Here is an 11,723-nt window from a genome sequence, read left to right on the forward strand (position 1 = left end):
CCAAATATAGACCAAATATGGTCTTGTCCGCAAGTCTTCCCGCCTGGAGTCAGCTTCCCCGCCACACCGGCGACCGCTTGGCCACGAACGCATCCACCCCTTCCCGGAAGTCCTCGCTGCCATAGCATTGCCGGACGAGGTCGTCGGTGTCCGCCACGGCGGCTACGGTCTGGCGGCGGAGGGCTTCCTTGACCACGGTCTGGGTGACCGGGGCCAGGGCGCCGAGGCGGTCGCAGAGGGCGGCGACTTCGGCCTCCAGGGCGTCGGGCGCGTGCACGCCTTCGAGGAAGCCGCAGGCCAAGGCGGCGTCCGCGTCGAGGATCTGGGCCAGCAGCAGCATGCGGCGCACCGGTTGCAGGCCCCACGCGGCGCGCAGCCGGGTGAGGTTCAGTGCCGACAGCGTGTTGCCCAGCGTGCGGGCGATCGGCACGCCGAAGCGGGCCTTGGGCGTGCCGAGGCGGAAGTCGCAAGCCGTGGCGATGGCGAGCCCGCCGCCTACCGCCCAGCCTTCGACAACTGCCACGGTAGGCATCGGCAGCTGCTCGACCAGCTGGATGCCTTCGTCGATGCGTGACTCGTAATCCACGCCATCGTCGCCACTGGAAAACTGCTGGAACTGGGCGATGTCGGTGCCGGCCACGAAGGCCTCGCCGCCCGCGCCGCGCATCACCACCACGCGCGCGCCGGCCGTGCCTTGCGCGGCCAGCGTGCGGCAATGCCCGGCCAGTTGCTCGTACATCGCCCAGGTCATCGCGTTGCGCGCGGCGGGGCGGTCGAAGGTGAGCGTGGCGATGCCGCCTGCCATCGTCAGCGTGACCTGCCCGTCCGGGGACGGCAGCGGGGCGCTCATGATCCGAACGCGCCGGCCGTCGCCAGCGACTGCTGTTCGTCCTGCGAGAGACCCAGTTCGGCCAGGATTTCCTTGGTGTGCTGGCCCAGCAGCGGCGGCGGGCGCCGCACCTGCTGGGGCGTGCCGCCCATCTTTACCGCGAAGCCGATATTGGGCACCTTGCCCTCGATCGGATGGTCGATTTCGATCCGCATCTGCCGATGCTTGCCATGCTCGCTGGCGAACGCCTGCGGGTAGGTCAGGATCGGCCCGGCCGGGATGCCTACGGCGAGCAGCCGTTCGATCCAGTCATCGCAACTCGCCTTGGCAAAGCTCTGCTCCAGTTCGGCGATCAGCGCCGGCCGGTTGGCCAGCCGCAGCGCCACTGTGGCGAAGCGCTCGTCCTTGAGCAGGTCATGTCGATCCAGCGTCTGGCACAGCAGCTGCCACAGCTTCTGGTTGGTGGCGCCCATCACGAAGTAGCCGTCTGCCGCCTTCATGGCCTGATAGGGCGCGCTCATGCGGTTGGCCGTGCCCAGCGGTTCGGGCTCGCGGCCGGTGCCCCAGTACTCGCAGGTGTCCCACACCGAGAACGCCAGCGCGGAGTCGAACAGCGACGCATCCACGTACTGCCCCTTGCCCGTCTGCTTGGCGCCGATATAGGCYGCCAGCATGCCGTAAGTGGCGAAMAGCGCACAGCCGATATCGGCSACSGGCACGCCRGCCTTCACGGGCGCRCCGCCGGGGTAGCCGGTCACGCTCATCACGCCCGACATGGCCTGCGCCATCAGGTCGAAGCCGGGCCGGTTGGCCCACGGCCCGCTCTGGCCGAAGCCCGAAATGCTCACGTACACCAGCTTCGGATTGATCTTGGCCAGCGTCTCATAGTCGATGCCAAGCCGCTTCATCACGCCGGGCCGGTAGTTCTCGACCAGGATGTCGGCGGTTTCCGCCAGCCGGTAGAGCACCTCGCGGCCGGAATCGGTCTTGAGGTCCAGCGTGACGCTGCGCTTGTTCCGGTTCATGTTAAGGAAGCCCATGCTGTCCGGCCCCTTCATCTTGAAACCCATGGCGCCGCGCGTCTGGTCGCCGCCGTCGGGCGGCTCGATCTTGATCACGTCGGCGCCGAGATCGGCCAGCAGCATGCAGGCGTAGGGGCCGGCCATGACCTGGCTCACGTCGAGCACACGCACGCCGGCCAGCGGCAGGGGGGTGGCAGGCGCCGGGGCGCCGGATTGGCTGAGATCTGTCATCGGGTGAATCCTGAATTCGTGGAGAGGGGGGCGAGGGTGGCGCGCGCGGGCGCGCCGTCTCGCAGCCATCAGCTTTCGGCTTTCACGCCGGCGTCCTTCACGACCTTGGCCCACTTGGTGGACTCGGACGCGATAAAGGCGCCGAACTGCTGGCTCGAGCCGCCGGAATCTTCGGCGCCGAAGCTCTTGAGCCGCTCGGCCACGTCGGGCATGAGCAGCACGCGGTTGACGTCGTCGTTCATGCGCTGCACCAGCGCTGGGGACATCCCCTTCGGCCCGACCAGGCCGTACCAAGACGCCGCGTCCAGCCCGGGAAAGCCGGACTCGGCCAGCGTCGGCACATTGGGATGGCTGGCCGCGCGCTTGAGCCGGGTCTGGGCGATGGCGATGACCTTGCCCTGCTGGATGAAGGGCGTGGCGGCGGTCATGGTGTCGAACGCGTAGTCGATCTGGCCGCCGATCAGGTCCGCCACGAGCGGGCCGGAGCCTTTGTAGGGCACATGCACCACATCGAGCTTGGCCTGCAGCCGGAACATTTCCAGCGCCAGATGCTGGGCCGAACCGATGCCGGACGAGCCGAACGAGATCTGGCCCGGCTTCTGCCGGCACAGCGCGACGATATCCTTCACCGTGCGCACCTTCTGCTCGGGCCGGCAGGTCAGCATGTTGGGGGTGACGCCGACCATAGAAATCGGCGTGAAGTCGGCGCGCGGGTCGTACTTGACGTCGAGCAGCGCCGGGGCGATGGCATGGCTGTTGACGTGCGCCATCAGCAACGTGGTGCCATCAGGTGGCTGTTTCGCCACATATGCAGCGGCAATGGCCCCGGTGGCGCCGGGTTTGTTCTCCACCAGCACGGTGRTGTTCCACATCATCCCCAGCTTCTGGCCGATGACCCGCGCCAGCACGTCGGTACCSCCGCCCGGGGCGAAGCCCACGACGATGCGCACCGGGCCGGCCACATCGGCCGCCCGCGCCAGGCTGGGCATCAGGCCCGGCACGGCCAGTCCGGCCACGGCTCCAAGTAGGAATTGTCTGCGCTGCATTGCCTGTCTCCATCCTTAATCGTTATGGAGCCATCATCCGCAATGCGCCCGGCGCGGGCTATCGCTATTYGGGGGATTCTGGTTACGCGTTTTGCGCAAGCACCTTGAGCACGCCCAGCGCCGCCGAGGACAGCGCGTCCGCCGGGCGATGGCACAGCACGAACTGCCGCTCCGCCCAGGGGGCGTCGATGGGCAGGCGCACGAAGCGGCTGCCGCCCGCCACCTCGGCCGCGACGGCCTCCGGCATCACGCCGCAGCCCAGGTTCTGCGCCACCAGCGCGGCGATGCTGTCGAAGCCGCCCACGCGCATGCGCATGCGCAGCACCCGGCCGGCTTCCTCGGCCAGCCGTTCCAGTCCGASCGAGATGGCCGAGCCTTCGCCCAGCACGATCAGGTCGCAGTCGAGCACATCGTCCGAGGTCACCTGGGCGTGCCCGGCCAGCGCATGGTCGCGCGCCACCACCAGCACCAGCCGGTCATGGCGGTAGGGTGCGGTCGGCAGATCGATCATACCCAGGCTGCCTTCGTAGATGCCGATGTCCACGGTGCCGCGCCGCAGGGACTGCTGCACCTCGAGGCTGTTCATTTCCTGGAGGTCGATGCGCACGCCGGGGCAGGCCGAGGCGCAGCGCTGGATATCGAACGGCAGGAACTGGATCACGGCGGACTTCGGCGCGGCAATGCGCACCACGCCAAGGTCGCCGCCGATAAAGGAGGCGGCGTCGTCCTGCATGCGCTGCACGGTGTGGGTGATGCCGCGCGCGTGGGCCAGCAGCGCGCGGCCGGCTTCGGTCAGCGCCATGCCGTGAGGCAGGCGTTCGAACAGGGCCACGCCCAGTTGGGCCTCCAGTTCGAGCACGCGGCGCGAGGCCGCGGCCGGGGCCAGGTGCAGGCGCTCCGCGCCGCGCGTGATGCCGCCGAGTTCGGCCACGGCGATGAAAAGCTGGACCGTCGTGAGATCGAAATGCAGCCGGGGGCTGCGCAAGGGCAGGGGGGACGTCACGATGGGCGGCGTGGGGACTGGCGATGGGGAGCCATCGATTGTCCGCCGATCCGGGGGCGCCGGCCACTGCGGTTTTCCCGTGCCGGGGCGCATGAAAAAAGCCCGCCTCCGGGAGGAGACGGGCTTTGCTGGCGTGGCGCCCGCTGTCGTGGCTTACCAGTGGAAGCCGGCGGAGACCGTCGAGCCATAGTTGCCGCGCGTGTTGGAGGACACGATGGCCTTATAGACCCACTTCCCGCTGCTCGACATCTTGGAGACGCCCAGCGCGATCGCGGATTCCCCGCTGTACCCGGAGGCACCCATCGACGCCATGCCTTTGCCCGGCCGGACCGACTGCGGCAGGCCTGCCATCGCCATGGCCGACGCGGTGCCGGCGTGGGCGTCGCGGCGCACCGCGCCGACCAGCCGGCTGGCGTAGGTATTGGCCTGGATCAACGTCTGGCTGTTGCTCTGGCCCGTGTGGTTGCGCATCTGGCCGAGGTTGACCGCGTCGGTGTCCTCGGTGCCGGCCGCCACGTTCGCGATCTGGCGTTCGGCATCGGCGGCGCCCACCGAGACGGTGTCCGCACGGTCCGCAACCGAGCCGGCGCCCAGTGCCACGCTGTTGTCGCCGAGGGCCCGGGCGTCGGCGCCCAGGGCCACGGCGCCGTCGCCGCTGGCCTCGGCGGCGCTGCCGGCTGCCATGCCGCCGCTATCCGGCCGGACGCTGGCGGCCTCGGCGCTGCCGCCGTACCGGCCCACCGCCTGGAAGTACACGCCAACGCCTCCGGTCTTCGCCAGCCGCTCCGCCAGGCTGTGGATCTGGCTGCCGTTGATGGCATCCGTGCTGCCCGCGCCAATCACACCGTCGGCCACGCCGGTGAGCAGGCGCGCGCCGTCCGTGCCGGCCACGTTCATCACCGTGCCGCCTTGGGTGGCGGCCACGTTGACGTCGCCCGCCGCGCCGTCCTGCCTGACCAGCCCGACTGCGCCCCGGTTGATCCGGTTGGTGACCTGGGCCACCGAGCCTTCGACGTTGGTCACACGGTTATCGACCGTCGTGACGCGGCCATCGACTGCGGCAACCCGGTTATCGACCGTGGTGACGCGGTCATTGACGGTGCTGACGCGGCCATCGACTGCGGTGACCCGGTCATCGAGCGTGCTGACGCGGCCATCGACTGCGGCAACCCGGTTATCGACCGTGGTGACGCGGTCATTGACGGTGGTGACCCGGCCATCGACCGTGCTGACGCGCCCATCGACGGTGGTGACCCGGTTATCGACCGTGCTGACGCGGCCATCGACCGTGGCGATGTGGCCATCGAGACTGGTAATGGCGTTGCCCACGCTGTTGACGGTGGTGCCGCCGACGGTATAGKTCGGCGCGGAGACGGTGCCATCGGCGCTGACCGAGGCGCCACCGCCCAGACCCGCCGCAATCCCGCGCAATTGGCCCACGTTGGCGGCGTCGGTATCCCCTCGGCCAGCCGCCATGTGGGTGATCGTGCGACGGGTAGTTGCACTGCCGACGGCTACCGTATTGAGATCCGTAGCGGTGGACCCGGCACCGAGCGCGACGGAGTTCATGCCGCTGGCGATGGAGTTCAAGCCAAGCGCGGTGGAGAAGACACCGGCGGCATGGGCTTTGGGGCCCAGGGCTGTGCTCATGAGGGCGGTAGCCTTGGCGTCTACGCCAATCGCTGTGGCGGAGTGGTGGGAGGCCGTGGCGCCATTGCCGAGCGCAACGGCGCTCGTGCCGGAGGCATGGGCCTGGTTGCCAATAGCAATTGCGCCATTGGAGCCGGTCGCCCTGCCGCCATCCAGCGAGCCGGCCCGTGAATCTTCGGCGCTCAGGATGGACGCGCTGATCGCCAGCAATGCCGTGGTGGACTTGATGTTMTTGGTGCTTTTCCGTGACGTTTTCATAATCTTCGCTTCCTACCGTAGTCAAATGAGGCTGAGCAGTCTTCAGACTTTTGCTAGGCGTCCAAGGCTTCCCGCATGTCACCAATAATGGAGGTTGGGGGCTTGGTCCTGAATAGCCAAATCTTTGAAAACGACGGTACGGACGACCGGGCGAAGTCGGGCAGCGCCGTCGGCTTTGCCGACGCTTGATCTGAGTCAAGGTGATTCGAGGGCTCGGTCGTTACGATGGCATCCGTCATGGAGATGCGGGGGCGCTCTTCATGACTTGTCTACCCGTTTCCGGAAATGGAAACTTGGCCCGCGATGCTTCTCCGGCTTCGCGGGCTTTCTTTTTTGGGCGCCGCCCCGGCGCCTTTCGGGCGGATATGTGCATATTCCTGCCCGTTCTTATGCGGATTTCGTGCTTGGATCGGCGAAACCATTCGTTCCGTTCAGAAGACCCCGTCGGTAGTCTCTAACCCTGACAGAAGCCCGGAAGCCATCCGGGCCGGTTTCCACGCCATTCACGACACTAGACGGGAGCAAGACAAGATGATTCGCAAGCTGGCCATCGGCCTCGCCGTACTTTCCGCGCTCGGCGCCGCCCAGACCGCCTCGGCCACCAATCTGCTGAACGTATCGTATGACCCCACGCGCGAGCTGTACGTGGATGTGAACGCGGCCTTCGCCAAGGCCTGGAAGGCGCAGGGTGGCGATGCCGTGACGATTCGCCAGTCGCACGGCGGTTCGGGCAAGCAGGCCCGCTCCGTGATCGACGGGCTGGACGCCGACGTGGTCACGCTGGCGCTCGGCTACGACATCGACGCCATCGCYGAAAAGGGCTGGATCAAGCCGGACTGGCAGAAGCGCCTCCCCCACAACGCCTCGCCGTACACCTCGACCATCGTGTTCCTGGTCCGCAAGGGCAATCCCAAGCAGATCAAGGACTGGGGCGATCTGATCAAGCCGGGCGTGCAGGTGATCACCCCGAACCCRAAGACCTCGGGCGGCGCGCGCTGGAACTACCTGGCCGCGTGGGGCTATGCGCTGCGCCAGCCGGGCGGCAATGACGCCAAGGCCCGCGATTTCGTCTCGGCGCTGCTCAAGAACGTGCCGGTGCTCGATTCCGGCGCGCGCGGTGCCACCACCACCTTCGTGGAACGCGGCCTGGGCGACGTGCTGATCGCCTGGGAGAACGAGGCCATCCTGGCCATCAAGGAACTGGGTCCGGACAAGTTCGATATCGTCGCCCCGTCGGTCTCGATCCTGGCCGAGCCGCCCGTGGCGGTGGTGGACAAGGTGGTGGACAAGAAGGGCACCCGCAAGGCGGCCGAAGCCTACCTCCAGTTCCTCTACACCGACGARGGCCAGGAAATCGCCGCSAAGAACTACTACCGGCCGATTTCCGAGAAGGTGGCGGCCAAGTACGCGGCCAACTTCCCGAAGGTGAAGCTGTTCACGATCGACGAGGTATTTGGCGGCTGGCAGAAGGCCCAGAAGACGCACTTCGCCGATGGCGGGTCGTTCGACCAGGTCTACCAGCCGGGCCGGAAGTAAATCCGTCACGGGGTGGCGCCATCGCGTGCGCCGCCCCGGCCCATCCGGAAGACCCATCAGGAAGACCCAACAAGGAGCGCCCGATGTCCGCCAGCCTGTTCCGCATCGCCCGCCGGCGATGTCCCGCCTGACCTGAATCCCCCGCGCCGCGCCTGACGCGCGCCGCATTCCCGGAAGACCACGTGCCCGATGCCGCTGTTCGACAGCCGGCAGGGAGGCCTGTCGCCGGTTGCTATCCGATTCCACTTTCAGACAGATTTAGGACAACTCGCATGACATCGCCCATCGCTCGCTCCCTTTTCAAACGCCGCCGCCTGCTGACGGGCGCGCTGGTACTCGCCACCGGCCTGGCCTACGGGCTGCTGGCCGCCCCGGTACAGGCCCAGTCGCAGACTGTGAACCCGAAGCTGCTGCGCATCGGCTACCAGAAGTACGGCACGCTGACGCTGCTCAAGGCGCGCGGCACGCTTGAGAAACGTCTTGCGCCGCAGGGCATTACGGTCAAGTGGACCGAGTTCCCGGCTGGCCCGCAGCTGCTGGAGGGGCTCAACGTGGGCGCCGTCGATTTCGGCACSGTGGGCGARGCCCCGCCGATCTTTGCCCAGGCCGCCGGCGCGCAACTGGCCTACATCGGCAATGAGCCGCCCGCGCCSACCGCCGAGGCCATCGTGGTGCCGAAGGGCTCCGCGCTGAAGTCCGTGGCGGACCTGCGCGGCAAGCGCGTGGCGCTGAACAAGGGTTCGAACGTGCACTACCTGCTGGTGAAGCAGTTGGAGGCGGCCGGCGTGGCCTACAGCGAGATCCAGCCGGTCTACCTGCCGCCCGCCGATGCCCGGGCTGCCTTCGAGCGCGGCGCCGTGGACGCCTGGGTGATCTGGGACCCGTTCCTGGCCGCCGCCGAGAAGCAGCTGGGCGCGCGCGTGCTGATCGACGGACGCAGCGCGGATGGCAAGAACGTGGTCAGCAATCACCAGTTCTACCTGGCCTCGCGCCCCTACGCGCAGGCCAAGCCGGACGTGGTGAGCACCATCCTCGACGAACTCGCGCAACTGGGCCAGTGGGCCGAGAAGCATCCGAAGGACGCCAGCGCGGTGCTGGTGAAGGAAACCGGCCTCGACGCCACCGTGCTAGACCTCGCCGTTTCCCGATTTTCCTATGGCGCGAAGCCGGTCACGCCCGCTGTGCTGGCCGAGCAGCAGCGCATTGCCGATGCCTTCCACACGCTCAAGCTGATTCCCAAGCCGATCCAGGTGGCCGATGCCGCCTGGACGCCGCCGGCCGGCAAGGCGTCGACCCAGCAGGCACAACGCTGATCCCTGGTCCCCCTATCTAGATAAATCACGAGGCCCGACATGCAACTGTTCTGGTTCATCCCCACCCATGGCGACAGCCGCTACCTGGGCACGTCCGAAGGCGCGCGCGAGGTCAGCTTCGACTATCTGAAGCAGATTGCCGTCGCCGCCGATACGCTCGGTTACGAAGGCGTGCTGATTCCCACCGGCCGCTCGTGCGAAGACCCGTGGGTGGCGGCGTCGGCGTTGTCCGCCGTGACGCGCCAGCTCAAGTTCCTGGTGGCCGTGCGGCCTGGCCTGATGACGCCGACGCTGGCCGCGCGCATGGCGGCCACGTTCGACCGACTCTCCGGCGGGCGGCTGCTCGTGAATCTGGTCACCGGCGGTGATGTGGCGGAGCTGGAAGGCGATGGTGTGTTCCTCGACCATGCGGCGCGCTACGAAGCCTCGGCGGAGTTCATCCGCATCTGGCGCGACGTGCTGGCCGCCAGCCATGACAGCGGGCAGATCGACTTCAGCGGCAAGCATCTGACCGTGAAGGGCGCCCGGGTGCTGTACCCGCCGGTGCAGCGCCCGCATCCGCCGGTGTACTTCGGCGGGTCGTCCGAGGCCGCGCACGAACTGGCGGGCGAGCAGGTCGATACCTACCTGACCTGGGGCGAGCCGCCGGCAGACGTGGCGAAGAAGCTGGCCGATGTGCGCGCCCGCGCGGCGAAGCATGGCCGCACGGTCAAGTTCGGCATCCGCCTGCATGTGATCGTGCGCGAGACCGACGATGCCGCCTGGGCCGCCGCCGAGGACCTGATCAGCCGGCTCGACGATGAGACCGTGGCGCGCGCGCAGGCCGTCTTCGCCAAGATGGATTCGGAAGGGCAGCGCCGCATGGCCGCGCTCCACGCGGGCGGGGCCAAGCGCACCCGCGAGGCGCTTGAGATCAGTCCTAACCTGTGGGCCGGCGTGGGGCTGGTGCGCGGCGGTGCCGGCACGGCGCTGGTCGGCGATCCGCAGACCGTGGCGGCGCGTATCGAGGAATACGCGGCGCTGGGCATCGACACCTTCGTGCTGTCCGGCTACCCGCACCTCGAAGAAGCGTACCGCTTCGCCGAGCTGGTTTTCCCGCTGCTGCCGCGCACCGTGCGGGAGAAGCTGCCGGGACAGGTGCTGTCCGGGCCGTTCGGCGAAGTGATGGCCACCGGCATCGTGCCGCGTGCGTCGCAGAGCTAGCGCGGGGGAGGGTCTCAAGATGTCTCAATCGAAACGCATTTCCGTGCCGACCCTCAACGCGCAGGCCATCGCCCCGTGGATCGTGCCGGTGCTGCTGATTGGCGTGTGGCAGGCGTCCTCGCAACTGGGGTGGCTGTCCAACCGCGTGCTGCCGGCGCCGCTGGCCGTGGTGGAGGCCGCGTGGTCGCTGGCCGCCTCCGGTGAGCTGTGGCGCCATGTCTGGGTCAGCACCTGGCGCGCGGTGGTCGGGCTGGCGGTGGGTGGCGGGCTGGGCCTCGTGCTCGGGCTGCTGACCGGCACCTTCCGCACCGCCGCCACGCTGCTCGACAGCACGCTCCAGATGGTGCGCAACATCCCCACGCTGGCGCTGATTCCGCTGGTGATCCTCTGGTTTGGCATCGACGAGACCGCCAAGCTGTTCCTGGTGGCGCTGGGTGTGTTCTTCCCGGTCTACCTGAATACCTACCACGGCATTCGCGCGGTGGACCCGGGGCTGGTGGAGATGGCGCGCAGCTACGGCTTGTCCGGCTGGCGGCTGTACCGCGAGGTGATCCTGCCCGGCGCGCTGCCGAACATCCTGGTGGGCGTGCGGTTCTCGCTCGGCCTGATGTGGGTGATTCTGATCGTTGCCGAGACGATCTCTGCGCAGTCAGGTATCGGCTATATGACGATGAACGCGCGCGAGTTCCTGCAGACCGATGTGGTGCTGGTGGGCATCCTGCTCTACGCGCTGCTTGGCAAGCTGGCGGACGTGCTGTCGCGCGCGCTGGAGCGCTTCTGGCTGCGCTGGCATCCGGGCTACCAGTCCGCCTGAACGCGGCATGACAACGAACAAGGAGTCGACGATGCATACCCATCCGGTGGAACAAGCGGCGCTGGCCTACCTCGACGCAGGGCTGGCCGCCCGCGCCCCGACGCGGCCGGTGACGCGCGATACCCGACCTTCAGGGGGGGTGTCCCTGCGCGTGGAGCAGGTGGTCAAGCGCTACAACGGCCGGGAGGTGCTGCACGGCATCGACCTGCAGGCGCAGCCGGGCGAGTTCGTGGCCATCGTCGGACGTAGCGGCTGCGGCAAGAGCACGCTGCTGCGGCTGGTGGCGGGGCTGGAGGCGGCCGATGGCGGCGCCGTCACCATCGACACCAGCGAAGCCAAGGCAGGCAAGGCGGTGCGCGAGGACATCCGCGTGATGTTCCAGGACGCGCGCCTGCTGCCGTGGAAGCGCGTGCTGGACAACGTGGCGCTGGGCCTGCCGCGCACGCGCCGCGACGACGCGGCCAACGTGCTGGCCCAGGTGGGGCTGGCCGAGCGTGCCGGCGAATGGCCCGCGCGGCTCTCCGGCGGCCAGCGGCAGCGCGTGGCACTGGCGCGGGCGCTGGTCCACCATCCGCGCCTGCTGTTGCTCGATGAGCCGCTCGGCGCGCTGGACGCGCTGACGCGCATCGAGATGCAGGGGCTGATCGAGTCCCTGTGGCGCCGGCTCGGCTTCACGGCACTGCTGGTTACGCACGATGTGTCCGAGGCGATTGCGCTGGCCGACCGCGTGGTGCTGATCGAGGACGGCCGCATCGCGCTGGACCAGCGCGTGGACCTGCCCCGGCCCCGCCAACGCGGCGCGGCGGCGTTTGCGGAAC

At 68.3% G+C, this 11,723-nt stretch carries 10 protein-coding genes; 5 read left to right on the forward strand and 5 right to left on the reverse strand.

Annotated features, from left to right (window positions below; translation table 11 throughout):
- Nucleotides 1-49: 49 nt before the first annotated feature.
- The 5 genes from AB4Z27_RS27185 to AB4Z27_RS27205 all read right to left on the reverse strand — a co-directional run bounded on the left by AB4Z27_RS27185 (nt 50) and on the right by AB4Z27_RS27205 (nt 6,039).
- Complete coding sequence (locus tag AB4Z27_RS27185) at nt 50-850, reverse strand: enoyl-CoA hydratase/isomerase family protein (protein ID WP_092289414.1); 801 nt, start codon at nt 848-850, stop codon at nt 50-52.
- On the reverse strand, nt 847-2,082 hold the full coding sequence (locus AB4Z27_RS27190) for a CaiB/BaiF CoA transferase family protein (protein ID WP_441645733.1): 1,236 nt from the start codon (nt 2,080-2,082) through the stop codon (nt 847-849). Before AB4Z27_RS27190 ends, AB4Z27_RS27185 begins: the two co-directional genes overlap by 4 nt.
- A gap of 68 nt (nt 2,083-2,150) precedes the next feature.
- The gene (locus AB4Z27_RS27195) at nt 2,151-3,128 is read right to left on the reverse strand and encodes a Bug family tripartite tricarboxylate transporter substrate binding protein (protein ID WP_441645734.1); all 978 of its coding nucleotides are present in this window, start codon (nt 3,126-3,128) and stop codon (nt 2,151-2,153) included.
- An 82-nt stretch (nt 3,129-3,210) separates the two neighbouring features.
- Entirely contained in the window at nt 3,211-4,131 is a 921-nt protein-coding gene (locus tag AB4Z27_RS27200; RefSeq protein ID WP_441645735.1) for a LysR family transcriptional regulator, read from the reverse strand.
- A 153-nt stretch (nt 4,132-4,284) separates the two neighbouring features.
- Nucleotides 4,285-6,039 (reverse strand): YadA family autotransporter adhesin, encoded by a 1,755-nt coding sequence (locus tag AB4Z27_RS27205; RefSeq protein WP_441645736.1) that lies wholly within the window; start codon nt 6,037-6,039, stop codon nt 4,285-4,287.
- 531 nt (nt 6,040-6,570) lie between these two features.
- Here AB4Z27_RS27205 and AB4Z27_RS27210 point away from each other — a divergent pair.
- The 5 genes from AB4Z27_RS27210 to AB4Z27_RS27230 all read left to right on the forward strand — a co-directional run.
- A complete protein-coding gene (locus AB4Z27_RS27210; RefSeq protein ID WP_092289404.1) occupies nt 6,571-7,575 on the forward strand; it encodes a sulfate ABC transporter substrate-binding protein in 1,005 nt (334 codons plus the stop codon).
- A gap of 272 nt (nt 7,576-7,847) precedes the next feature.
- Entirely contained in the window at nt 7,848-8,888 is a 1,041-nt protein-coding gene (locus AB4Z27_RS27215; protein ID WP_092289402.1) for a sulfonate ABC transporter substrate-binding protein, read from the forward strand.
- Between the two features lie 39 nt (nt 8,889-8,927).
- A complete protein-coding gene (ssuD, locus tag AB4Z27_RS27220) occupies nt 8,928-10,091 on the forward strand; it encodes an FMNH2-dependent alkanesulfonate monooxygenase (RefSeq protein WP_092289401.1) in 1,164 nt (387 codons plus the stop codon).
- Between the two features lie 19 nt (nt 10,092-10,110).
- The gene (gene ssuC, locus AB4Z27_RS27225) at nt 10,111-10,905 is read left to right on the forward strand and encodes an aliphatic sulfonate ABC transporter permease SsuC (protein WP_092289399.1); all 795 of its coding nucleotides are present in this window, start codon (nt 10,111-10,113) and stop codon (nt 10,903-10,905) included.
- Between the two features lie 31 nt (nt 10,906-10,936).
- The coding region (locus tag AB4Z27_RS27230; protein ID WP_441645738.1) for an ATP-binding cassette domain-containing protein at nt 10,937-11,723 on the forward strand (787 nt) is incomplete at its 3' end.

This window comes from Cupriavidus sp. KB_39 (genome assembly GCF_052114485.1).
Classification (GTDB): domain Bacteria; phylum Pseudomonadota; class Gammaproteobacteria; order Burkholderiales; family Burkholderiaceae; genus Cupriavidus.